The 21,647-nt window shown below is 68.1% G+C and carries 24 protein-coding genes; 14 read left to right on the plus strand and 10 right to left on the minus strand.

Annotated features, from left to right (window positions below; all coding sequences use genetic code 11):
- Positions 1-50: 50 nt before the first annotated feature.
- Entirely contained in the window at positions 51-410 is a 360-nt protein-coding gene (locus ACFTS5_RS00805; protein WP_101468584.1) for a DUF4254 domain-containing protein, read from the plus strand.
- 3 nt (positions 411-413) lie between these two features.
- Here the strand turns inward: ACFTS5_RS00805 and ACFTS5_RS00810 are convergent, their stop codons facing one another.
- A complete protein-coding gene (locus tag ACFTS5_RS00810) occupies positions 414-1,136 on the minus strand; it encodes a GntR family transcriptional regulator (RefSeq protein ID WP_378626415.1) in 723 nt (240 codons plus the stop codon).
- Positions 1,137-1,233: 97 nt separating this feature from the next.
- Here ACFTS5_RS00810 and ACFTS5_RS00815 point away from each other — a divergent pair, with 97 nt between their 5' ends.
- The 6 genes from ACFTS5_RS00815 to ACFTS5_RS00840 all read left to right on the plus strand — a co-directional run bounded on the left by ACFTS5_RS00815 (position 1,234) and on the right by ACFTS5_RS00840 (position 7,181).
- Entirely contained in the window at positions 1,234-2,361 is a 1,128-nt protein-coding gene (locus ACFTS5_RS00815; RefSeq protein ID WP_378626416.1) for a TIGR03364 family FAD-dependent oxidoreductase, read from the plus strand.
- 9 nt (positions 2,362-2,370) lie between these two features.
- Positions 2,371-3,057 carry a phosphonatase-like hydrolase gene (locus ACFTS5_RS00820; protein WP_378626418.1) on the plus strand — a complete coding sequence of 229 codons (687 nt, stop codon included), beginning with the start codon at positions 2,371-2,373 and terminating at the stop codon, positions 3,055-3,057.
- A 109-nt stretch (positions 3,058-3,166) separates the two neighbouring features.
- On the plus strand, positions 3,167-4,213 hold the full coding sequence (locus ACFTS5_RS00825) for a 2-aminoethylphosphonate ABC transporter substrate-binding protein (protein ID WP_378626419.1): 1,047 nt from the start codon (positions 3,167-3,169) through the stop codon (positions 4,211-4,213).
- 28 nt (positions 4,214-4,241) lie between these two features.
- Positions 4,242-5,444 carry an ABC transporter ATP-binding protein gene (locus ACFTS5_RS00830; protein WP_378626420.1) on the plus strand — a complete coding sequence of 401 codons (1,203 nt, stop codon included), beginning with the start codon at positions 4,242-4,244 and terminating at the stop codon, positions 5,442-5,444.
- A 40-nt stretch (positions 5,445-5,484) separates the two neighbouring features.
- Complete coding sequence (locus tag ACFTS5_RS00835; RefSeq protein ID WP_378626421.1) at positions 5,485-6,381, plus strand: 2-aminoethylphosphonate ABC transporter permease subunit; 897 nt, start codon at positions 5,485-5,487, stop codon at positions 6,379-6,381.
- A gap of 2 nt (positions 6,382-6,383) precedes the next feature.
- On the plus strand, positions 6,384-7,181 hold the full coding sequence (locus ACFTS5_RS00840) for an ABC transporter permease (RefSeq protein WP_378628250.1): 798 nt from the start codon (positions 6,384-6,386) through the stop codon (positions 7,179-7,181).
- Positions 7,182-7,187: 6 nt separating this feature from the next.
- On the opposite strand, the gene ACFTS5_RS00845 is transcribed toward ACFTS5_RS00840, so the two are convergent.
- The 5 genes from ACFTS5_RS00845 to ACFTS5_RS00865 all read right to left on the minus strand — a co-directional run bounded on the left by ACFTS5_RS00845 (position 7,188) and on the right by ACFTS5_RS00865 (position 10,343).
- Complete coding sequence (locus tag ACFTS5_RS00845; protein WP_378626422.1) at positions 7,188-7,952, minus strand: glucose 1-dehydrogenase; 765 nt, start codon at positions 7,950-7,952, stop codon at positions 7,188-7,190.
- A gap of 134 nt (positions 7,953-8,086) precedes the next feature.
- On the minus strand, positions 8,087-8,932 hold the full coding sequence (locus ACFTS5_RS00850; RefSeq protein WP_378626424.1) for a helix-turn-helix transcriptional regulator: 846 nt from the start codon (positions 8,930-8,932) through the stop codon (positions 8,087-8,089).
- 54 nt (positions 8,933-8,986) lie between these two features.
- Positions 8,987-9,304 (minus strand): hypothetical protein, encoded by a 318-nt coding sequence (locus ACFTS5_RS00855; RefSeq protein WP_378626426.1) that lies wholly within the window; start codon positions 9,302-9,304, stop codon positions 8,987-8,989.
- A 136-nt stretch (positions 9,305-9,440) separates the two neighbouring features.
- Entirely contained in the window at positions 9,441-9,839 is a 399-nt protein-coding gene (locus ACFTS5_RS00860; RefSeq protein WP_378626428.1) for a PPOX class F420-dependent oxidoreductase, read from the minus strand.
- 27 nt (positions 9,840-9,866) lie between these two features.
- Complete coding sequence (locus ACFTS5_RS00865; RefSeq protein WP_378626429.1) at positions 9,867-10,343, minus strand: DUF1772 domain-containing protein; 477 nt, start codon at positions 10,341-10,343, stop codon at positions 9,867-9,869.
- A gap of 143 nt (positions 10,344-10,486) precedes the next feature.
- Here ACFTS5_RS00865 and ACFTS5_RS00870 point away from each other — a divergent pair, with 143 nt between their 5' ends.
- Positions 10,487-11,095 carry a DUF4126 domain-containing protein gene (locus ACFTS5_RS00870; RefSeq protein ID WP_378626430.1) on the plus strand — a complete coding sequence of 203 codons (609 nt, stop codon included), beginning with the start codon at positions 10,487-10,489 and terminating at the stop codon, positions 11,093-11,095.
- 7 nt (positions 11,096-11,102) lie between these two features.
- Here the strand turns inward: ACFTS5_RS00870 and ACFTS5_RS00875 are convergent, their stop codons facing one another.
- On the minus strand, positions 11,103-12,113 hold the full coding sequence (locus ACFTS5_RS00875; protein WP_378626431.1) for an LLM class flavin-dependent oxidoreductase: 1,011 nt from the start codon (positions 12,111-12,113) through the stop codon (positions 11,103-11,105).
- A gap of 109 nt (positions 12,114-12,222) precedes the next feature.
- On the opposite strand from ACFTS5_RS00875, the gene ACFTS5_RS00880 reads away from it, so the two are divergent.
- From ACFTS5_RS00880 to ACFTS5_RS00895, 4 genes are all read left to right on the plus strand, one after another.
- Positions 12,223-12,699, plus strand: a complete 477-nt coding sequence (locus tag ACFTS5_RS00880) for a MarR family winged helix-turn-helix transcriptional regulator (RefSeq protein WP_378626433.1) — start codon at positions 12,223-12,225, stop codon at positions 12,697-12,699.
- A gap of 72 nt (positions 12,700-12,771) precedes the next feature.
- Positions 12,772-14,202, plus strand: coding sequence for a DHA2 family efflux MFS transporter permease subunit (locus ACFTS5_RS00885; protein ID WP_378626435.1), 1,431 nt, complete (start codon positions 12,772-12,774; stop codon positions 14,200-14,202).
- 82 nt (positions 14,203-14,284) lie between these two features.
- The gene (locus ACFTS5_RS00890) at positions 14,285-15,361 is read left to right on the plus strand and encodes a class 1 fructose-bisphosphatase (RefSeq protein ID WP_378626436.1); all 1,077 of its coding nucleotides are present in this window, start codon (positions 14,285-14,287) and stop codon (positions 15,359-15,361) included.
- Positions 15,362-15,372: 11 nt separating this feature from the next.
- The gene (locus tag ACFTS5_RS00895) at positions 15,373-16,248 is read left to right on the plus strand and encodes a phosphoribulokinase (RefSeq protein WP_378626438.1); all 876 of its coding nucleotides are present in this window, start codon (positions 15,373-15,375) and stop codon (positions 16,246-16,248) included.
- A gap of 19 nt (positions 16,249-16,267) precedes the next feature.
- On the opposite strand, the gene ACFTS5_RS00900 is transcribed toward ACFTS5_RS00895, so the two are convergent.
- From ACFTS5_RS00900 to rpe, 3 genes are read right to left on the minus strand one after another with little or no spacing between them, the layout of a single operon-like run.
- Positions 16,268-16,957, minus strand: coding sequence for an HAD family hydrolase (locus ACFTS5_RS00900; protein WP_378626440.1), 690 nt, complete (start codon positions 16,955-16,957; stop codon positions 16,268-16,270).
- Positions 16,954-18,951: a transketolase gene (gene tkt, locus ACFTS5_RS00905; RefSeq protein WP_378626442.1), complete on the minus strand. Its 1,998-nt coding sequence runs from the start codon at positions 18,949-18,951 to the stop codon at positions 16,954-16,956. The genes ACFTS5_RS00900 and tkt overlap by 4 nt, the downstream gene beginning before the upstream one ends.
- Positions 18,951-19,646 (minus strand): ribulose-phosphate 3-epimerase, encoded by a 696-nt coding sequence (rpe, locus tag ACFTS5_RS00910; RefSeq protein ID WP_378626444.1) that lies wholly within the window; start codon positions 19,644-19,646, stop codon positions 18,951-18,953. The genes tkt and rpe overlap by 1 nt, the downstream gene beginning before the upstream one ends.
- 135 nt (positions 19,647-19,781) lie before the next feature.
- On the opposite strand from rpe, the gene ACFTS5_RS00915 reads away from it, so the two are divergent.
- Both ACFTS5_RS00915 and ACFTS5_RS00920 read left to right on the plus strand, forming a co-directional pair.
- Positions 19,782-20,450 carry a response regulator gene (locus tag ACFTS5_RS00915; RefSeq protein WP_378626446.1) on the plus strand — a complete coding sequence of 223 codons (669 nt, stop codon included), beginning with the start codon at positions 19,782-19,784 and terminating at the stop codon, positions 20,448-20,450.
- Entirely contained in the window at positions 20,447-21,619 is a 1,173-nt protein-coding gene (locus ACFTS5_RS00920; RefSeq protein ID WP_378626448.1) for a GAF domain-containing sensor histidine kinase, read from the plus strand. The genes ACFTS5_RS00915 and ACFTS5_RS00920 overlap by 4 nt, the downstream gene beginning before the upstream one ends.
- The last annotated feature ends 28 nt before the right edge of the window (positions 21,620-21,647 follow it).

Raw genomic sequence — 21,647 nt, forward strand, 5'->3', positions numbered from 1 at the left:
CTCCGCAATTGTTGTGCGCATTTCAGGGGCGGCGATTTCAAGATCGCGAATTGTTGCGGTCAGCGCACGCACTCGCTGAACTGCACGAACGGCGGGGGCAGGTGCGTGATACGGCATTGATCGCCGAGATCGATTGCCGTCGAAGTGAACTCGTCGACGATATCAACGACTGGTGTGTCCAGGAGATCCCGTTGCATCGCAACGGCGCCTCGCTGCACACCGAAAGTCTCGGTGCGGTCGTCGACCGGATGGCGCGTAGCTGGGTGGATGCCAATCAGGCGATCGACATCGACGGCGCGCGAAGCGACAACACCCACAAGCACTGGTACCACCTCGCCGAGCTTGTGGATGGTTACACAGATCTGGTCACCGATGTGGCCGGCGGGCGGCGGCGGCTGCCCGAGCAGTAAGGGCTACGCCGGCTCCGGTGACAGTCTCGCCTCGAAGGCGATGCGGTCGCCACGGTAGAGCGAGCGCACCCGTTCGATGGGTGCGCCGTCGGCGTCGACACTGCGCCGGTGCAGCAGCAACATCGGTAGTGCGGTGGTGCATTCGAGTAGACCCGCCTCTCTCGGGGCGGCGAGTACGGTTTCGATGCGTTCGCGCGCACCGGCGAGTTCGACGCCGGTGGCGCGGATCGCGGCGTACAGCGAAGTGGTGGGGTCATAGCTGCCGCGCAGGGCGGCGAAGCGGTGCAGTGGCAGGTAGGTGCTCTCCAGCCCGACACGTTCACCGTCGGCGAGCAGTACCCGCTCGAGGTGCATCACCTCGGTGCCCGGCTCCACCTCGAGGTCGGTGGCCGTCGCCGCGTCCGCGGCGACGTCTTCCCAGGCCACCAGGATGCGGCCGGGGGTGCGGCCGAGGCTGATCGCGCCTTCGGTATAGGAGCGCAGCGACAGTGGCTGCGTGAGTTTGGGGCGGGAGATCACCGTGCCGCGGCCTTGACGGCGAATCCTGCCTTCCACCAGCAGTTCTCGCAGTGCCTGTCGCACGGTCTCGCGGGCGACGCCGAAGCGGGTGGCGAGGTCGCGTTCGGAGGGCACCGGGTCGCCCTCGGTGAGATCGGCCAGCAGCAGATCGATTTCGGTGCGAACCAGGAACACCTTCGGAACTCGGGTCGTCTGCGGCGAATCCATGCTGCCCACCCTACCCGGATTGGTCTATACCAAAAATTAACTTGCCGTTCTCGCGGCCCACACCTATCGGTCTAGACCATTTGCCACTATCGGTGGCATGCGATTGGTCATCATCGGTGGAGGGATCCTCGGCACCGCCCACGCCTGGGCGGCGACAGCCCGTGGACACGAGGTCGTGCACCTCGAACGCGAACGCGAAGCCCGCGGCGCGACGGTCCGCAACTTCGGCCTGGTGTGGGTCTCGGGCCGGTCGGCGAACGAGCTGGAACTGACGCTGCGTTCGCGCGAGCTGTGGGAGGAGATCGGCGGCCGGGTGGCTGGCGTCGGCTTCCGGCCCGCTGGTTCGATCACGCTGGTGCGTACCCCCGCCGAACTCGCTGTCGCCGAGGCCGCGGCTGCCGGCGACTCCGCCGATGCCCGCGGGTTCACCCTGCTCGACCCCGACCAGGTACGCGCGATCAACCCGGCGGTGCGCGGCAAATACCTTGCGGGCCTGCATTGCTCGACCGATGCCGCCGTGGAGTCGCGGCAAGCACTGCCCGCGCTGCGCGCCCACATGGCCGCCTCCGATCGCTACACCTTTCACGAGGGCACCGAGGCTCGTGCGGTCCTCGACACCGGTTCCGGCGCGGTGGTCGTCGACGATCACGGTCGCCGCCACGAGGCCGACCTCGTCATCCACTGCCCGGGCGCCGCCCACTCCGGGCTCACCCGTGAGCTGGCGGGCGAACTGCCGGTGCGCCGCGTGCGGCTGCAGATGATGCAGACCGCCCCGCTGGGCGAACCGCTCACCACCGCGATCGCCGACGGCGACAGCTTCCGGTACTACCCGGGTTTCGCGGGTCCGCAGGTGGATTCGCTGGCCGCCGAGCAATCGCAGACCGCGACCGCCGCCGAGCACAAGATGCAGCTGCTGTGCGTGCAGCGCCTGCACGGTGGCCTGACCATCGGCGACACCCACGAATACGTCGAGCCGTTCGCCTTCGACGTCGACGAAGCACCCTATGACCACCTCACCGAGGTGACCGAGGAATTGCTCGGCCGCAAGCTGCCGCCGATCGTGCGGCGCTGGGCGGGCGTCTACAGCCAGAGCGTCGACCCCGGAGTCGTCGTCACCCGGGTGCGGGCCGATACCAACGTTTGGGTCGTCACCGGCCCCGGCGGTCGCGGTATGACGCTCGGCCCCGCCATCGGCGAACAGACCGCCGACCAGATCGGACTGTGAGGAACAACTGTGTCGAACAACAAGATTCAGCTCGCCGCCCTCGACATGGCAGGCACCACCGTCGCCGACGGCGGACTGGTGTTGCGCGCCTTCGAGAGTGCCGCCACCACCGCCGGGATCGAGCCCGAGGGCCCGCGCCGGCAACAGGCTCGCCGCTACGTGGTCGACACCATGGGCCAGTCCAAGATCGAGGTGTTCCGCGCGCTGCTCGACGGCGACGAGGCCGCCGCCCACCACGCCAACAGCGCCTTCGAAACCGCCTACGAAGCACTGGTCGACGAGGCCGATATCGCGCCGATTCCCGGTGCGGTGGAAGCGATCACCGCACTGCGTGACGCCGGTGTCCGGGTCGCGCTGACCACCGGATTCAGCCGGAGCACGCAGGACAAACTCCTCGCCGCGCTGGGCTGGGCCGACCTGGTCGATCTCACCCTCGCGCCGTCCGACGCCGGACGCGGCCGCCCCTACCCCGACATGGTGCTGGCTGCCGCGCTGCGCCTCGGCGTCGACGCCGTCGACCGGATCGCCGTGCTCGGTGACACCACCAGCGATATCGCCACCGGCCTGGCCGCCGGCGCGGGCATCGTCGCGGGCACCCTGACCGGCGCGCACACCGCCGAGCAGCTGCGCGCCGCCGGCGCCACCCACGTCGTGGCGTCGGTCGCCGACTTCCCGGCGCTGGTGCTCGCGCACTGAGAGCTGGTGCGCTGCCGAACCTGCCGCCGCGGTATTCGCCGCGGCGTCGCCCTCCGATCCACCCGCCCCTGCGATTCCCCCGACATCTGAAACGAAAGTTGCTGTCATCGTGCGTACTTCCCTCACCGCGCGCCGCCTGTCCAAGGCCGCGCTGCTGCTGGCCGGCGTCACCGCCGTCGCGTTCACCGGCGCCTGCGGTGGCACCGGTACCGAATCCGCGGACGGCAAGACCGTCACCGTGTACTCCGCCGACGGTGTCGGTGGCTGGTACAAGAACCAATTCGAGGCGTTCACCAAGGAGACCGGCATCGCGGTCAACCTGGTCGAGGCGGGCTCCGGCGAGGTCGTGAACCGGGTCGACAAGGAGCAGTCCAACCCGCAGGCCGACGTCGTCGTCACGCTGCCGCCGTTCATCCAGAAGGCCAAGCAGTCAGGTCTGCTGCAGCCCAGCGGCATCGACACCGCCGCTGTTCCCGCCGCGGCCAAGGACGCCGACGGCAGCTATGTAACCCTCGCCAACAACTTCCTGTGCTTCATCGCCAACCCCGCGGTCGACGCCTCGGCGCTCACCTGGGAAGACCTACTGAAGCCGGAGTACAAGGGCAAGCTGCAGTACTCCACTCCCGGCCAGGCCGGTGACGGCACCGCGGTACTGGTGCTGCTGCAGCAGCTGCGTGGCAAGCAGGCCGCCCTCGACTACCTGGCCGCGTTGCAGGCCAACAACGTCGGCCCGTCGTCCTCGACCGGCAAGCTGCAAGCCAAGGTCGACAAGGGTGAGCTGCTCATCGCCAACGGCGACGTGCAGATGAACCTGACCACGGTGAAGGAGAAGGGCTCCAAGTTCAACGTCTTCTTCCCGGCCGCCGCAGGCAAGCGTTCCACCGTGGCCGTCCCGTACATGATGGGTCTGGCCAAGGGCGCGCCGCACAAGGACGACGCCACCAAGCTGATGAGCTTCCTGATGGCCCCGGCCGCGCAGGCGAAACTGGGCCCCGAGGCGTTCGCCGTGTCGCCCCGCACCGATGTGCCCGCCCCGGCCGACGGTGGTCCGGCCGCCGCCATGACGGGTGTCGAGGTGGTCCCGGTCGACTGGAACAAGGTGCTGACCGAGCTGGACGCCGATGTCGCGGCGTACCAGAAGGCAACCGGCAGCTGACTGCGGCTGTGACACAAGGGAGTTGACGATGTCCGACGGTGACCTCCAGATGAGATCCGCCATTTCCGTGGCGGCCACCACCGAACCCGCGATCGTGTTCGACCGGGTCGGGGTCAGCTACGGCCGCGGCCGCAAGGCCGCCGTCGCGCTGGCCGATTTCACCCTGCGCGTCGCCGTCGGTGAGACCGTCGCGCTCCTGGGCCCGAGTGGTTCGGGCAAGTCGACCGCGCTCAAGGCCCTGGCCGGTTTCGTCCGGCCCACCTCGGGCGCGGTCCGCCTGGCGGGCCGCGACGTCACCGATCTCTCGCCCGCCAAGCGGGGGATCGGTGTTGTCGTGCAGTCCTACGCATTGTTCCCGCACATGACCGTGCACAGCAATGTCGCGTTCGGCCTGAAATCGCATCGGGTGCCGCGGGCGGAGATCGCCGCACGGGTCGCCGAGGCGCTCGACATGGTCGGCATGGGCAGCTACGCGCAGCGGCTCCCGCGTGAGTTGTCCGGTGGCCAGCAGCAGCGGGTGGCGATCGCCCGTGCGCTGGCCATCAAGCCCAGCGTCCTGTTGCTGGACGAGCCGCTCGCCGCGCTCGACGCGCAATTGCGTCATTCGATGCTCGGCGAGTTGCAGGCGCTGCGAAAAGCGCTGCCCGACACCGCGATGCTGTACGTGACCCATGATCAGGCCGAGGCGCTGGCACTGGCGGATCGGATCGCGGTGATGCGCGATTCCCGCCTCGTCGACATCGACACGGCCGAAAACCTGTGGCAGCGCCCGCCCACCGACTTCACCGCGGGGTTCCTCGGCGGCGCGAACCTGGTGCCCTGCATCGTCAACCACGTCACCGGCACCGCGGCCCTGGTCACCGCGGGCACCAACACCTTGCGCGCCCAGGCGCCGCAACCCGGCGTGGGACTGGCGGAGTGGGCGCCCGACGACGACGCGCTGCTGTGTATCCGCCCGCACACGATCACCGTCGGCAAACCGGGCGAGCGGGACGCTCTGCGTGCCACCGTGTCGACCTCGGTATGGCGTGGTGCCACGACCAGGGTAGAGCTGTCGGTCGACGGGCTACCCGGCACGCTCGCGGCTGACGTGTCGGGGCACTTCACGACCGAGGCCGGTGCCGTTGTCGGGGTGAAGCTTCCGGACCCGGCGGGTGTGCTCATCCCTCGCGCGATCGGCGAGACATCCACTACGGCAGGAAGTTCCGTGTCCGCAGAGGGTCAGTCATGACAGCGATCGTGCGCGAACCGGGCATCAGCGAGGTGCTGTCGTGAGCGCTGTCGTTCTCGATCGGCCCGACGCGTCGCCGCCGTCGAAAGATCGCGCGCCTCGCCGGTCGTGGTTGCCGATCCTGTGGACCTTGCCGCCCGTGCTCGTGGTGCTCGGGATCGCGGGGTATCCGATTCTGCGGGTGCTCACCGAGTCCACCCAGACGCCGACCGGGCGCGGCACCGAGGTGTGGACGTCGGTACTCGGCTCCGAAGCATTTCGGGAAGCGTTGTGGCGCACCGTTTCCATCGCCGTGTGTGCCACGGCGGGGTGTCTGGTGCTCGGCACGTTTCTGGCGATCGTGCTGGCCTTCGTGCCGTTCCCCGGATCCGGTCTGGTCGGCAGGCTCATCGACACGATCCTGACGTTGCCCTCGTTCCTGATCACCCTCGCCTTCACCTTCCTCTACGGGACGGCGGGCGCGGTGAATGCCCTGATCGCCGAATTGACCGGCGCCACCACACCGGTCATCGACTTTCTGACGACCCCGCTCGGCGTGATCCTGGCCGAGATCACCTACTTCACCCCGTTCGTGGTGCGACCCGTGCTGGCCGCGTTCGCGCAGCTGCCCCGGGAACAGCTCGATGTGGCAGCGAGTCTCGGCGCTTCACCGTGGCGGGTGCTGCGGCAGGTGGTGCTGCCCGAGGCGTGGCCCGCGCTCGCGGCGGGCGGGTCGCTGGTGCTGCTGCTCACGCTCAACGAGTTCGGCATCGTGTTGTTCACCGGCGCCAAGGGCGTCATCACGCTGCCCGCGCTGATCTACACCCGGGGCATCGTCACCTTCGACCTGCCCGGTGCGGCGGTGCTGGCCTCGGTGCAGGTGCTGCTCTCGCTGGGCCTCTACCTCGTCTACCGGTTCGTGTTCGCCCGGTTCATCGCCCGCCCGAAGGAGCAATGATCGTGCTCGTCTGGACCCCTCGCGGAAAAGCGCTGGTACTCGGCGTGTTCGGGCTGGTGGTTACGGTGGTCTTCGTCGCCCCGATCGCCACCGTGGTCGCCGCCGCCCTGGCAGGCAGCTGGACCGGCCCACTGCCGTCGGACCTCGGCTTCACCAATATCGGCAACGCACTCAGCGGTGAGCAGGCGGCCAGCCTCTCGGTGAGCCTGCAAACCGCCCTGCTCGCCGGCGCGATCTCCCTCGTCCTCGGCACGTGGGCGGCCCTGGCCTCCCGCGAGGCGCCCACCTGGTTGCGCCGTCTCACCGACGCCGTCTTCCACCTCCCGGTCGCCGTCCCGTCGGTAGCGGTCGGTCTCGGCGTCCTCATCGCCTTCAACGAACGCCCGTTGCTCCTCGGCGGTACCAAGTGGATCGTCATCGTCGCCCATGCGGTCCTGGTTCTGGCCTACGCCTTCAGCGCGGTCTCCGCCGCGCTCGATCGGCTCGACCCCGCCTACCGGCAGGCCGCGCAATCCCTTGGCGCGGGTCCTGTTCGCGTCCTCTGCCAGATCACCCTGCCGCTGCTGTTACCGGCTCTCGGTGCGGCAGCGGGCCTGGCGGTCGCCCTCTCCATGGGCGAGCTCGGCGCCACCATCATGGTCTACCCCGCCACCTGGAAGACGTTGCCCGTCAGCATCTTCGCGCAGACCGACCGCGGCGAAGTCTTCGACGCCGCGGCCGGAACCACGGTCCTGGTCGTGGTCACGCTGGTGGTGCTGGTGGTGCTCGGCCGCATACGCGGACGCGCCGCGCTGCGCTGAGCCGGCCTACACCAGCGCCGATGCGCCGACCGCGGTCAGGCCGCCGTCGACGCGCAGGTCGTGGCCGTTGACGAAGGCGGCGTCGGCCGAGGCCAAGAAGGCGACGGCGGCGGCGACGTCTGTCGCGGTGCCGACGCGACCCGCGGGGGACAGGGCCGCGACCCCCTGCCGAGCGGCTTCGGAGAGCTCCGCGCGGAAGGCCGGGGTGTCGATGTAGCCGGGGCTGACCGCGTTCACCCGGATTCGCCGTGGCGCCAATTCCGCTGCGAGAGCGCGGGTCAGGTTGTGGACAGCGGCTTTGCTCGCGGAGTAGAGGGCAGAGCCCGGCACACCGAGGTGCAGGCCGAAGGAGGCATTGATGACGATCGAAGCGTGGTCGGGGAGTAGCGGCAGGATCTTCTGGATGGTGAAGAAGGCGCCCTTGAGGTTGCTGCCGATCACCTGATCGAAGAGCTCGCCGGTGACCTGCTCGATCGTCTGGAACGAGCCGATGCCCGCGTTGGCGAACAGCAGATCGAGGTGTCCGAAGCGGTCTGCCACCGCCGCGGCGAGGTTGTCGAGATCATCGAGATCGGTGGCATCACCGGCGATTCCGTGCGCCTGCCCACCGAGCTGGGCGACAGACGCGTCGAGCCGCTTCTTGTCCCGGCCGGTCACCACGACCCGAGCCCCCTCCGCGATCAGGCGATGCGCGGTAGCCAACCCCATCCCACTACTACCGCCCGTGATCAGCGCGGTCTTGCCATCGAATCGAGAACCGTTGTGCGTCATGAATTCAGCCTGGCGGGTGACAGCCCGAGCAGGCAGTGCGCGGTTATCAGGGGTGTGTCACCACCAGGATCGACGGTACCGCGGGACGGTCGGCAACTGTCGCGCCGATCCGGCTCCCCGCATGCGATGGGTCGCTACGCGGATTCGGAGAGACGCAGTCGGGGGAGGGCAGCCAGGCGGTCGGCGGTGTCGGTATTCGGTTTCGGGTTGTAGAGCACCAGTGACCAGTGGGGATGGTCGGCGACGGTGAGCGTGGTGGCGTCGAAGTAGAGATCCCCGGCTTCCGGGTGGTGCAGGGCGTTCACGGCTTGCAGCGGCGCGCCGACATCGTGTCGCTCCCAGAGTTCGGCGAACTCCGGCGCGGCAGCGGCGAGTTCGCCTGCTACGCGCTGGAATTCGTCGTCCTGTGGGACGAGGGCCGCGTCCGCGCGATAGGCGGCGACCACGCCCGGTGCGGCATCGGCCCACAGGTCGGGCAGCCCGCGATATCGCGGGCTCGTGAAGAAAGTGACCAGGCAATTGTGCGGCTCGCCGTCGTCACACCCGAACACCCGACCCGCAAGCACGTTGAACGCCAAGATGTTCCAGTACCGATCCCGCACCACCGCGGGTCCACGCACCCACCCATCGATGAGCGCCCGAATCTCCGCGGTCACCTCCACCGCGGACCCTCGCGCCACCGGCGGATTGAGCCCGGCCAGCACATACAGATGCGTTCGCTCCGGCGCACTCAACCGCAACACCCCCGCGACCGCGTCGAGCACCTCCCCGGACACCGTGATGTCACGCCCCTGCTCCAACCAGGTGTACCAAGACACCCCGACCCCGGCCAGCATCGCGACTTCTTCGCGCCGTAGGCCGGGGGTTCGCCGTCGCCCCGCTACCGGCAGACCCACCTCGCCCGGTCCGATCCGCTCCCGCCGCGATCGCAGGAAGTCACGGAGCTGTTCGTGTCGCCGGGTTGATGCCGCACTGACCATGAATCCACGGTAACAACGGGGCGAGTGGGGTGCTGCTCGATCGCGGTGCGTGGCCTACGCCTGAATGACCTCGATGCCCACCAGGGCGTTGAGCGAGTCGCAGCTGGCCCACGACTGGTTCTGTCCGTACTGCGCGGGGCCGTACTTCCAGTAGACGAACGGGACCGGCCACGCGACACAGGTGAGTTTCACCTGGTGCCAGGTCGGCAGTTCGCAATTGGCCATTCCGCCCGTGTTGAAGATGTTGTACACGTGACAGTTGGCCTGCCACACCGGAACGTCGGCCTGGGCCACACCGCCACCGACGATGACGGCGGAAGCGGTGGCGGCGGCAACGAGGGCGCCGGCGGCGAGTCTCTTCACAGAAAGCATTTCGAACCTCCTGAATTGATGTTGTCTGAGAAATCGCCAGGTGATCGAAAACGTTACTCGGATGATTTCCGTGCGGGCTGATCTTCCTGCGCTTCGACTTGTCGCGGTGAGTTGCTGATGATGAGCCGAGCCGCGGCTATTCGGCGGCGCGACTGGTGAAGTCGAAGGATCCGCCGTCGATGCCCCAGGAGATGATCCGTTCGGGGTGAATTCGGATGATCGCGCGTTCCTGGTGTTCGAACGGTGGCTGCTCGTCGTCGAGCGTTTCGGCGGTGCCGCGTACCTCGATGCCGCGAATCACGTACGGCTCCCAGGAAACCTGTTGGTCGATGACGAACGAGACCCGGCTGCCCGCTTCGATATTGCGGTATTTCCGGCTGCCGCGCATCCGCATGCCCCCGATGTCGATCGTGTGGTCGGGATTCACTCGATAAGCGGTCGGGTTGTTCTGCACAATACCGTCGGGCGAGACCGTGGCCAGCCGGCCGATCCCTGCCTCCGCGAGGAACTGCTGTTCATTGCTGGTGAAACTCATGACGGATTCTCCTCGGTGAATTCGAGATCAGAACAGGATCAGCGCGGCGCACAGTCCGGCGATGGCGACGAACTGGAGGGTGACGCGGTACTTCAGGATGCTGTCCCACTTGTCCTGCAGCGCACGGGCATCGGCCGGAATGACGCCGCTCTGGGCGGCGGCGGTCTGCCTGGCATTGATCGGCTTGGCGATGCGGACGTAGAGGGCGAGCCAGGTGAGCAGCGCGGCCACCGCGATCCCCGCCGCGACCGCGGCGCCGATCTGTCCGGCCAGCAGCGCGATGAGCAGGGTGAGTACTGCGGTGATCACGCCGCCCGCACCGACCACCGGCATGCGCCGGTCGCCGTAGTAGTGGCCCCACCCCGCGCTGATGGTGACGGTCGCGTCGTCGAGCTTGCGGTACACCGACCGCATGATCACGGCCGCGCAGACATCGGTGCCGTAGACGACGGCATTGGCGAGCACGGCGGCGGTGGCGATGATCTGGCCGGTGACGATGAGCATTTCGGGTTTCCTTCCTCAATATCTAGCATCGCTAGATGATGGAGCAAAGGTAACAGTTGCTCGCTAGCTTGTCTAGCGCTGCTAGATTTCGCCGCTGTACGTCCTTGCCGCGCGGTGTCGGCAGGCGGGCTTAGGCTGAGCGGGTGTCGGTGCTCCCTCTGATCTTCACCGCGGGCTGGGCCAGCGGTATCAACGCGTACGCGGTGGTGTTTCTGCTGGGGCTGTTCGGTCGGATCGGGTGGGCGGGCGATGTGCCGCCGGGGCTGCAACGCACCGATGTGCTCGTCGCCGCCGGGGTGCTGTTCCTGATCGAGGCGGTCGCGGACAAGATCCCGTACCTCGACTCGTTCTGGGACGCGGTGCACACGGTGGTGCGGCCCGCGTCGGGCGCGGTCGTCTCGGCGCTGATCGCGGGGCAGGACGATTCGCTGCCCACGATGTTCGCCGCGGCGGTGGGTGGGACAACCGCCCTGCTCAGCCATATCGTCAAAGCAGGTACCCGGATGGCGATCAACACCTCGCCGGAACCGGTCACCAATATCGCGGTGAGCACTGCCGAGGACCTCACGGTCGGTGGCGTCCTCACCCTCGCGGTGTTCTTCCCGGTGCTGGCCGCCGTGATCGCCGCGGCCCTGTTGGCCATCGGTTTGTGGGTGGTCTACCTGTGTGCCAGCCGAATCAGCCGTTACCGCCGACGAAGGCGGGAACGCCGGGCCGCCCGGACCACCGGCGTCGACCCAGCGCTCGAATAGGCCCTTCTCACCGCACCTGCGGGGCCACCTTCGTGCCCAGCAGTTCGATGCTGTGCAGCACCTGCTCGGGCGGCAACGTCCCCACGCTGGTGTGCAGCATGAAGCGGTCGAGGCCGAGGGTGTCGCGGACCTCGGCGATCTTGCCGACCACGTAGTCGGGGGTGCCGACGAACAGGGAACCGCTCTGCGAGCGCAGCGCGTCGAACTGTTCGCGCGTCATCGGTCCCCAGCCACGCTCTCGGCCGATGACCGACATCGCCCCGGCGTAGGGCTCGTAGAAATCGGCGACGGCGCGTGCGTCGGTGTCGGCCACATAGCCGTGCGCGTGCACTGCCACCGGTTGCTTCTCGTGACCGCCTTCGGCGAGCGCCCGGTGATACAGCTCCACCAGCGGCTTGAACCGCGCGGGCTGACCGCCGATGATCGCGAGGGCGAGCGGCAGGCCGAGCAGCCCGGCGCGGATCACCGATTCGGGACTGCCGCCGACCGCGATCCACACCGGCAGCGGTCGATCATCGGTGCGCGGATACACGGTGGCGTCGTGCAGCGGCGCCCGGAATCGGCCCGTCCACGTGACCGGTCCTTCCTCGCGCACCCGCAGCAGCAGTGCCAGCTTCTCTTCGAACAGCGCGTCGTAATCGGACAGGTCGTAGCCGAACAGCGGGAACGACTCCGTGAACGACCCGCGCCCCGCCATCAACTCCGCGCGCCCGTTCGACAGCCCGTCGAGTGTCGCGAAGTCTTGGTATACGCGCACCGGGTCGTCGGAGCTGAGCACCGTTACCGCGCTGGTCAACTGGATGCGCTCGGTTCGCGCGGCCGCGGCGGCCAGGACGACGGCGGGGGAGGATGCGGCGAAATCCCGGCGATGATGTTCACCCACGCCGTACACATCGAGCCCGGCGGCCTCGGTCGCGACGGCCTCGTCGACCACCTGGCGCAGCCGCTCGGCGGCGGTCGGCGCGGGACGGTCGCCGGTCGGGTACAGCTCGGCGAAGGTGGTGAGCCCCAGTTCCATGTGAACCTCTCTTCGGGATGTGGTCCTCGTCTAAACGGACCGCAGTCCGATAACATTCCCAACTTATGGAAGTATGCAGATTATCTATGACAAAACTATAGTGAGCGGTATGACCGCCCTGGCGACGACGCGCACCGAACCCGACCTGTCCTTCCTGCTCGACCGCACCAGTCATGTCCTGCGCACGCAGATGGCGGCGGCGCTGGCCGACATCGGGCTGACGGCTCGCATGCACTGCGTGCTGGTCCACGCGCTGGAGGCCGAGCGCACCCAGGCTCAGCTCGCCGAGCTCGGCGACATGGACAAGACGACCATGGTCGTCACCGTCGACGCGCTGGAGAAGGCGGGGCTGGCCGAACGGAAGCCGTCGAGCACCGACCGTCGCGCTCGCATCATCTCGGTGACTCCGGCCGGTGCGGAGATCGCCGCGCGCAGTACCGAGATCGTCGATGGTGTCCATCAGAGGGCGCTCGGTTCACTGCCGAAGGCGGAGCGCGAATCCCTGCTGAGCGCACTGAATCATCTGGTGGAAGGGCATCTGTCGACTGTGGTGGAAGCCGCGCCCGCGCGTCGCGCGAGGCAATAGTCCGTTATAGATTGTCTATTACAAAACTATCTAGTACGGTCACTCTTGTTCGCTTCCAGCAGGAGATGACCCATGACCAAGTCCCAGCGCACCGCCCTCGCGGTGCTGTCGGCCGCGATGCTGATGACCATCCTCGACGGCAGTATCGTGACCGTCGCCATGCCGGCGATCCAGGAGGACCTCGGCTTCTCGCCGGCCGGTCTGAGCTGGACCGTGAACGCCTACCTGATCGCTTTCGGCGGTCTCCTCCTGCTGGCGGGACGCCTCGGCGACCTGATCGGCCGCAAGACGATGTTCGTCACCGGCACCGTCGTCTTCACCGTGGCCTCGGTGCTGGCGGGTGTGGCATCCACCCCCGCCGTGCTGGTCGGGGCCCGATTCCTGCAGGGCGTCGGTAGCGCGATCGCCGCCTCGGTGGTCCTCGGCATCCTGGTGACGATCTTCACCGAGCCCCGCCAACGGGCTACGGCCATCGGAGTTTTCAGTTTCACGGGCGCCGCGGGCGCCTCGATCGGACAGGTCCTCGGCGGCGTCCTCACCGACGCGCTGAACTGGCACTGGATCTTCCTGATCAACGTGCCGATCGGCGCGCTGACCGTGCTGGTGGCGATGCGGGCGCTGCCCGCCGACCGCGGCCTCGGCTGGTCCGCCGGCGCCGACGTGCTGGGTGCGGCCCTGGTCACCGTCGGTCTGATGCTCGGCATCTACACCGTCGTCGAAGTCGAACGCTACGGATGGGTCTCGGCGCACACTCTCGGCCTCGGCACGCTCGCCGCCGCACTGCTCGCAGCCTTCGTCCTCCGTCAGGCCACCGCCGCGAACCCGCTGCTGCCGTTGCGAATCTTTCGCTCCCGCACGGTCTCCGGCGCCAATGTGGTCCAGATGCTCACTCTCGCGGCCATGTTCGCCTTCCAGATCATCGTCGCGCTCTACCTGCAGAAGGTGCTGGGCTACAACGCCTTGCAGACCGGCCTGGCCATGCTGCCCGCCGCCGTCGCCATCGGCGGAGTGTCGCTGTTCGCCTCGGCCCGCCTGATCACCCGCTTCGGTGAGCGGGCCGTGCTCATCGCCGGTCTGTCCCTGTTGCTGGCCGGGATGTCGTGGCTGACGCGGCTTCCGGTCGACGCCGGCTATCTCACCGACGTGCTGCCGGTGATGGTGGCCGTCTCCGGTGGCGGGCTGGTGCTGCCCGCGCTCACCGCGCTGGGCATGTCGGGCGCCGACGCCGACGACGCCGGCCTGGCCTCGGGGCTGTTCAACACCACCCAGCAGGTCGGCATGGCGATCGGCGTCGCGGTGTTGTCCACCCTCGCCGCCGCACGGACCGGCACCGAACTGGCGGCCGGAGCGTCCGACGCTGCCGCGCTGACCAGCGGTTACCGGCTGGCGTTCACGGTCGCGGCCGGCCTGCTCGCCGCGGCCATGATCGTCAGCGTTCTGGTGCTGCGCAAGCGGCACACGTCCGAGGAGGCAACGGCCGCGCAAGCGGTCCCGGCCTTCTGACGCGGCGAATCGCGGTAACCACCCCCGCGATTCACCCCCCGGGTGGATGTCCGCCCGGGGGGTTCGGTGGTGTCCTCGAAGGATGCTGACCGATCGCACGACGTTGACCCAATTCCTCATCGAAGAGCGCAGGCGCCATCCCGGTTCCAGCGGTGAGCTCAATTCCCTGATCCTCGACGTCGCGCTGGCCTGCAAGGCGATCTCCAAGCGCATCGCTTCCGGTGCGCTCACCGGCGTCCTCGGCGGCGCCGGCGTGGTGAATGTGCAGGGTGAGCAGCAGCAGAAGCTCGACGTGGTCGCCAACGACCTGTTCCTGCGCGCCAACGAATGGGGCGGCCAGCTGGCGGGAATGGTGTCGGAGGAGCTCGACGACCCGTATACGATCCCGCCCGATTATCCGCGCGGCAAATACCTGCTGGCGTTCGATCCGCTCGACGGCTCGTCCAATATCGACGTGAATGTCGCTGTGGGCAGTATCTTTTCGATTCTGCGCGCCCCGAATCCCGGCATCGACGCGACGACGGCGGACTTCTTGCAGCCCGGCACCGAGCAGGTCGCCGCGGGCTACGCGATCTACGGCCCCGCGACCCAGCTCGTGCTCACCGTCGGCACCGGCGTGCACGCCTTCACCCTCGATCCCGAGCTGGGCGAGTTCTTCCTGACCGGGCAGAACCTGCGGCTGTCGGAGTCCACCTCGGAGTACGCGGTGAACAGTTCCAACCGCCGATTCTGGGAACCGGCCGTGCGCCGCTACATCGACGAATGCCTGGCGGGCGCGACGGGTCCGCGCGAGAAGGACTTCAACATGCGCTGGGTGGCGTCGCTGGTGGTCGAAACCCACCGCATCCTGACCCGGGGCGGGGTGTTCCTGTATCCGCGCGACTCGAAGGACCCGGCCAAGGAGGGCAGGCTGCGGCTGCTCTACGAGGCCAACCCCATCGCCTTCTTGATCGAACAGGCCGGCGGCCTCGCCTCGACCGGTCGCGAGCGCATCCTCGACGTCGCCCCCACCGAACTGCACCAGCGGATCGCGTTCATTTTCGGTTCCCGCGACGAGGTAGCGCGCATCGTGAGGTACCACGCCGACGCGGCCGAGGAGCCCGACGGCCAGTGGAGTCCGCTGTTCGGTCTCCGCGGTCTCTACCGTTCCACCACCTGAGGAGGAGATTCATGTCCGCCAAGCACCCTGTCGTCGCCATCACCGGGTCATCCGGTGCCGGAACAACGTCGGTGATGCGCACGTTCGATTCGATCTTCCGCAGGGAAGGCATCGACGCCGCGTACGTCGAGGGCGACAGCTTCCACAAGTACGACCGGGCCGGCATGAAGCAGGAGCTGGCGCGAGCGCTGTCGGACGGTGACCACACCTTCAGCCATTTCGGTGCCGAGGCCAACCTGTTCGAAGACCTCGAGAAGCTGTTCCGTGGCTACGGCGAGACCGGTACGGGCCGGGTGCGAAAGTACCTGCACGACAAGGAGGAAGCCGCGCCCTACGACCAGGAACCCGGCACCTTCACACCGTGGGAGGACCTGCGCCCCGGCACCGACCTGCTGTTCTACGAGGGTCTGCACGGGGCGGTCGCCAACGAACAGGTCGACGTGGCACAGTACGCGGACCTGCTCATCGGGGTGGTACCGGTGATCAACCTCGAGTGGACCCAGAAGCTGCACCGCGACAAGGACAAGCGCGGCTACTCCACCGAGGCGGTGACCGAGACGATCCTGCGCCGCATGCACGACTACGTGAATTTCATGTGCCCGCAGTTCTCCCGCACCCATGTGAACTTCCAGCGGGTTCCGGTGGTCGATACGTCGAATCCCTTTGTCGCCCGCACTATTCCGACACCGGATGAGTCGATGCTGGTGATCCGGTTCGCCGACCCGCACGGCATCGACTTCCCGTATCTGCTGTCGATGCTGCACGACTCGTTCATGTCCCGCCCGAACACGATCGTGTGTCCGGGAGGGAAGATGGACCTGGCGATGCAGCTGATCTTCACGCCGATGCTGTTGCGGCTCATGGAACGTCGCGGCCGCACGCGCTGAGCTCGATTCGACGACCACCTCACCCGAGGTGGTCGTCGAACCATGTCACCAGCTCCGGGTCGTCGAGCCCGTCGGCGACCAGCACTGCCGCCGAGAGGTCGTCGGTGCGCGTGTAGGCGTTCTGGGCGGCCACGCACCGCAGTCCCGCGGCCACCGCCGATCGCACGCCGTTGGACGAGTCCTCCACGGCCACCGCTTGATCGGGGGACAATCCGGTCTGGATCAGGACATCCAGATACACCGCGGGGCTCGGCTTCAGGACGGGCACTTCGGTTCCGGTGGTCACGGTGTCGAACGGCTCACCGAAAGCGTGCTTCAGCAAGGGTTCGACCCACGCGCGGGTACCGGTGGTCGCCACGTGCAACCGGACGCCGTGCGAGCGGAGCCGTTCGATCAGTTCCCGCGCGCCCGGTCGGGCACGGATGTGCCCGTCGGCTGCCATCTGCCGCATGATGCGGGTCTTGGTGCGGTGCACCCGATGCGCGAGCGCCCGCGCCTGCTCGACGGGCCTGCCCTGCTGTTCGAACCAGAACGCCAGCCGTTGCGCGCCCCCGGCCACCTTCAGCAGCTTCCCGTATTCCTCGACCTCCCAGCGATCAGGAAGACCCGTCTCGGCGAAGGCCGCGTTGAAAGCCACCCGGTGGCCGTCGCGCTCGCTGTCGACCAGGGTGCCGTCGACGTCGAAGATCACTGCCCGCAGTCGAGTCACGGCGCACCGTCGAGGTATTCGCGAATCCGGTCGAGTACGGCGCGCACGGTGAATCCGTGACGGGCCATGACCTCGTCGCCGGGGCCGCTGTGCCCGAACTCGTCGATACCGATCGCCAGGTCGACCAGCCCGGTCCAGCCCGCCGTACTTCCCGCCTCGATGCTGATGGTGTGCGCCGCGGCGCCGGGGGTGAAGCGCGTCCGATCCATCACCGACACCACCCGCACAGCGAACCCTTCCGCCCGTAGCTGCTCGGCGGCAGCGACCGCCAGTGCGACCTCCGAACCGGTAGCGACGATGTCGATGCTGGGATTCGCTGCTGTGGATGACCTGTCGGCCACCGCGTCGGCTGTCGAGGGCGCACAATCGGCACCCGGAATGCATGGCCGGGCAACGCTCTCCGCGGGTTCCAGCTGGGGCAGTGACTGGCGGGACAGGATCAGCGCGGTCGGTCCGTCGACCCGGCTCAGCGCGAGTTCCCAAGCCAGGGCGGTCTCCGCGTCGTCGGCCGGTCGCAACACCTGCAGCCCCGGAATCAGCCGGAGCGACTCGACATGCTCGACGGGTTGATGTGTCGGCCCGTCCTCGCCGACCGCGATGGAATCGTGGGTGAGCACGTAGATCACCGGCTGCCCCATCAACGCCGACAGCCGCAGGGCGGGACGCAGATAGTCGGCGAACACCAGGAACGTACTGCCGAAGACCCGGAACCCGCCGTGCAAGCTCATCCCGTTCAGGATCGCCGCCATGCCGAACTCGCGAATGCCGAAAGCGACTGCGCCGGAACTGAAGTCGTCGCGATGCACCACTTCGCCACACACCGTGCCGGTCGACCCGGACAGATCGGCCGACCCGCCCACCAATTCCGGCATCACCGACAGCGCGGCGTGTAGACACGCCTGCGAGGACTGGCGGGTGGCGCGCGGTGCCTGCGCGGCGACGGCCTCCAGCGCGTCCGGCAAACTCGCGGGCAGCAGTCGCGCACGGGCGCGCCGGAACTCGGCGGCGCGCACCGGGTCGACGGCGTCGAACGCCGCGAACTCCTCGAGCCAGGTCGCATGCTCCGCACCACCGAGCGCGGCCAGCACCGCGCATGTCGCCTCGACCTGCTCGGGCACGGTGAACGGTGGAAGAGCCCATCCCACCAGCTCTTTGGCCTGTGCGAGTCGTTGGGCACCCAGCGGCGACCCGTGCGCCTTCGGCGTTCCGGCCACGTCGGGCGCACCGTGACCGATCACCGTGCGTACCGCGAGAAAGCTCGGCCGGGGATCACCCTTCGCCCGGGTCAGCGCGGCGTCGATCGCCTCGATATCGGTCCCGTCCGGCACTACTTCGGTATGCCACCCATAGGCCGCGAACCGCGCCACCTGATCGTCACCGCACGAGCGCCCGACCGCGCCGTCGATGGTGATCTCGTTGTCGTCCCAGAGCACGATCAACCCGCCGAGCCCCAAATGCCCTGCGAACGAGGACACTTCGTGACTGACACCTTCCATCAGACAGCCGTCGCCGACGATCGCGTAGGTGCGATGACCGGTGATCTCCGGATACCGGGCGGCGGTCATCCGCTCGGCGAGGGCCATTCCCACCGCCATCGCCAGCCCCTGACCCAACGGGCCGGTGGTGCACTCCACGCCGGGCGTCTCCCCGAACTCGGGATGCCCCGGCGTCCGCGACCCGAGTTGCCGGAAGCGCCGCAGTTCCTCGACGGGCAGGTCGTAGCCGAACAGGTGCAACAGCCCGTACAGCAGGGCCGACCCGTGCCCGGCCGAGAGCACGAACCGGTCCCGATCGGCCCACTCGGGATCGGCCGGGTCATGGCGCAGGTGCCGACTCCACAGCGTCCACGCCATCGGCGCCGCCCCCATCGGCATGCCGGGGTGACCCGACTGCGCGGCCTCCACCATGTCGGCCGCGAGCAAGCGCAGGGTGTCGACGGCGAGCTGGTCGGTCTCCACCGACGGCGCGAATGTCGTCGGCGCGATATCGGTCATCAGGCTGCCTCTCCCGCAACGGTGGCGGCATCGCGAAGCCGCTTGACCGCGGCCGCTTTGCCTTCGGGACAGCCGTACATCCACGATCCCGAGATGAACACGTCGGCGCCGGCCGCGGCCGCCCCGCCGATCGTGTCGCCGGTGATCCCGTCGTCCACTTCGAGCTCGACGGAGTGCCCGGACTCGTCGATCATCCGGCGCAACCGCGCGATCTTCGATTCGACGGCCGGAATGTAGGCCTGCCCACCGAAACCCGGATTCACGGTCATGGCCAGGACCAGATCGGTCTCGGCCAGCACGTGCGCGACGACCTCGGCGGGCGTGTGTGGATTCAGCGCGACACCGCTGCGCGCGCCCAGTTCGCGGATCCTGGCGAGCGTTCGATGCAGATGCGTACAGGCTTCGGCGTGCACGATGATCAGCTCACAACCCGCGTCGACGTACGTGCCGAGCAGTCCATCGGGATTCACCACCATGAGGTGCGCCTCGAACCCCACGGTGCTGTGCGAACGCGCCGACGCGATGACATCGGGACCGAAGGTGAGGTTGGGGACGAACACGCCGTCCATCACGTCCCATTGGATCCGGTCGACGCCCGCCGCGCACAGATCGCGCACTTCTTCACCGAGGCAGGCGAAATCGGCGGGCAAGACCGACGGCACTATGAGCGGCCGACGAATTGAGGACTCCGGCATGGCGCGGCCTTTCTGATCGGGTCCGTTCATCGGACCGCACCGGCGTATCCGCCGCACTCCCCCTCGGGGGTGGCGGCCCGGGTGAGATCTCGTCAATGCCCGTAGCCGCGCTGCCGCTCGCCGTAGGGTGGAGTCATGCCGGAGTTACCTCCGACCCCGTTGAAGCTGGTGCTCGTCGACGATCACGAAATGGTGCTGCACGGGCTCGACGCCATGCTCGGACACTTCCCCGACGACGTGGTGATCGTCGGCCAGTCCACCACCGACACCGCCGCGCTGCGGATGGTCGCCGAACATCGGCCCGATATCGTCCTGTGCGATGTTCGCATCGGCAAGGCCAGTGGCTTGGATCTGTGCCGTCAGATCACCCTGCAATATCCCGAGACCAAGGTCGTGTTGCTGACCGTCTACGACGACGAGCACTACCTGTACCAGGCGCTGCGCGTCGGGGCGTCGGGCTACATTCTCAAGCGGGTCGACGGGCGCGAACTCGTCGCCCAGCTGTGCCGCGTCCGCGAAGGCGAGACGGTGGTCGACGCGGCACTGGCCGGTCGGGTGGCGCTGGCCGCGGCGCGGCTCAGCGCGGGCCAGTTCTGGTCCGGCGCGCACCTCGGACTGACCCAGCGTGAGTCGGAAGTGCTGGGGCTGTTGGTCTCCGGCCACTCCAATCGCGCGGTCGCGAGCAAGCTGGTGGTCAGCGAGGACACCGTGAAGACCCATATTCGCGGGCTGTATCGCAAGCTGGGGGTGTCCGATCGCAGCGGGGCGATCGCGGTCGCGTTGCGGGAGGGGCTGTTCCGGTGAGCTTCGCGAGCGGCGCGGTGCCGACAGCGGCGGAGCTGGCGCCACTGCTCGGCGCCGAAGGCGTGCTGCTCTACGCCGTCGACGGCCAGGATCTGAGCATCGTCGATCTGTGGCCTTCGCATCCCTCGGCGGGTTCGTTGCGGTTGCAGGTCGGATTCGGGGTGACCGGGCTGGTGGCCCGCACTCGTACGCCGGTGCTGCTCGACAACGACTCGCCACGTAATGCCCTGCACCGCAGGCTCTTACGACTGGAGCCGCAGCAGACGGTCGCGCGGATGTGTCTGCCGCTGCCGGGGCTGGAAGGCGATGTGGTCGGCGTGCTCGCCGTGCATCGCCGCGCCCGTGATCCGTTCGGGCAGCACGACCTCGACCTCGCACAGCAGTACGCGGGCGTGCTCGGCCTGTGGTTGCACGCGCAGCGGCTGTTCCGCACCGTCAACCGGCAGCGCACCGAGCGCGACCGCCTGGTCGAACAGGCGATCACCGCCCAGGAGGCCGAACGCAGGCGCATCGCCTTCGATCTCCACGACGGCGTCACCACCGCCCTGGCCTCGATGTCGTTCCACCTGTCCGCCGCCGACCTCACCGTCTCCGAACTCGCCGCCCACGTCGACGTCACCGACGAGGCCAGCTTGCGTGACCTCGCCAGGGCCCGCGCCGAACTCGTTAGCGCCCGCGAGCTGGCCGATTTCGCCTACAACGCGACCAGGGCGGCGATCTCGGGCCTGCACAGCCTCGTCCTCGACGACCTCGGCCTGGTCGCCGCGATCGAATCGCTGGTGCGCACGGTGAGCGGCGAAGGGCCGCCGACGATCGAATTCCTCGTCGATCACGCCGCCGCCATCGACGACATCCCCGACCATGCCGCCGCCACCCTGTACCGGATCGCCCAGGAGGCGCTGGCGAACGCGGTGAAACACGCTGATGCGCAACGGATCGTGCTCTCCCTGCGCCGGGTCGGTGACTCGGCCATCTTCGGATGTTCCGACGACGGTGCGGGTTTCGACCCGGCGGCGCAGCGTGCCCATCGCGCCGCCGACGCCGACGGCGAACAACATTTCGGCCTGAGCTCGATCGCGGAACGCTGTGCCCTGATCGAAGCCTCGCTGCGCGTGGAATCGATGCGGGGACGCGGAACCACCGTGCTGGTGGAACTACCGCTGAAATAGCGGCGGGCACCGGCCAACGAACGCAGCA

It is taken from the genome of Nocardia sp. NPDC056952 (assembly GCF_042674185.1).
Lineage (GTDB): Bacteria > Actinomycetota > Actinomycetes > Mycobacteriales > Mycobacteriaceae > Nocardia.

Bases quoted from the DNA above. Each gene is read 5' to 3' on its own strand.
- ACFTS5_RS00810 (WP_378626415.1), bottom strand. From the start codon at position 1,136: ATGGATTCGCCGCAGACGACCCGAGTTCCGAAGGTGTTCCTGGTTCGC.
- ACFTS5_RS00815 (WP_378626416.1), top strand. From the start codon at position 1,234: ATGCGATTGGTCATCATCGGTGGAGGGATCCTCGGCACCGCCCACGCC.
- ACFTS5_RS00830 (WP_378626420.1), top strand. From the start codon at position 4,242: ATGTCCGACGGTGACCTCCAGATGAGATCCGCCATTTCCGTGGCGGCC.
- ACFTS5_RS00845 (WP_378626422.1), bottom strand. From the start codon at position 7,952: ATGACGCACAACGGTTCTCGATTCGATGGCAAGACCGCGCTGATCACG.
- ACFTS5_RS00850 (WP_378626424.1), bottom strand. From the start codon at position 8,932: ATGGTCAGTGCGGCATCAACCCGGCGACACGAACAGCTCCGTGACTTC.
- ACFTS5_RS00855 (WP_378626426.1), bottom strand. From the start codon at position 9,304: ATGCTTTCTGTGAAGAGACTCGCCGCCGGCGCCCTCGTTGCCGCCGCC.
- ACFTS5_RS00860 (WP_378626428.1), bottom strand. From the start codon at position 9,839: ATGAGTTTCACCAGCAATGAACAGCAGTTCCTCGCGGAGGCAGGGATC.
- ACFTS5_RS00865 (WP_378626429.1), bottom strand. From the start codon at position 10,343: ATGCTCATCGTCACCGGCCAGATCATCGCCACCGCCGCCGTGCTCGCC.
- ACFTS5_RS00875 (WP_378626431.1), bottom strand. From the start codon at position 12,113: ATGGAACTGGGGCTCACCACCTTCGCCGAGCTGTACCCGACCGGCGAC.
- ACFTS5_RS00880 (WP_378626433.1), top strand. From the start codon at position 12,223: ATGACCGCCCTGGCGACGACGCGCACCGAACCCGACCTGTCCTTCCTG.
- ACFTS5_RS00885 (WP_378626435.1), top strand. From the start codon at position 12,772: ATGACCAAGTCCCAGCGCACCGCCCTCGCGGTGCTGTCGGCCGCGATG.
- ACFTS5_RS00890 (WP_378626436.1), top strand. From the start codon at position 14,285: ATGCTGACCGATCGCACGACGTTGACCCAATTCCTCATCGAAGAGCGC.
- ACFTS5_RS00895 (WP_378626438.1), top strand. From the start codon at position 15,373: ATGTCCGCCAAGCACCCTGTCGTCGCCATCACCGGGTCATCCGGTGCC.
- tkt (WP_378626442.1), bottom strand. From the start codon at position 18,951: ATGACCGATATCGCGCCGACGACATTCGCGCCGTCGGTGGAGACCGAC.
- rpe (WP_378626444.1), bottom strand. From the start codon at position 19,646: ATGCCGGAGTCCTCAATTCGTCGGCCGCTCATAGTGCCGTCGGTCTTG.
- ACFTS5_RS00915 (WP_378626446.1), top strand. From the start codon at position 19,782: ATGCCGGAGTTACCTCCGACCCCGTTGAAGCTGGTGCTCGTCGACGAT.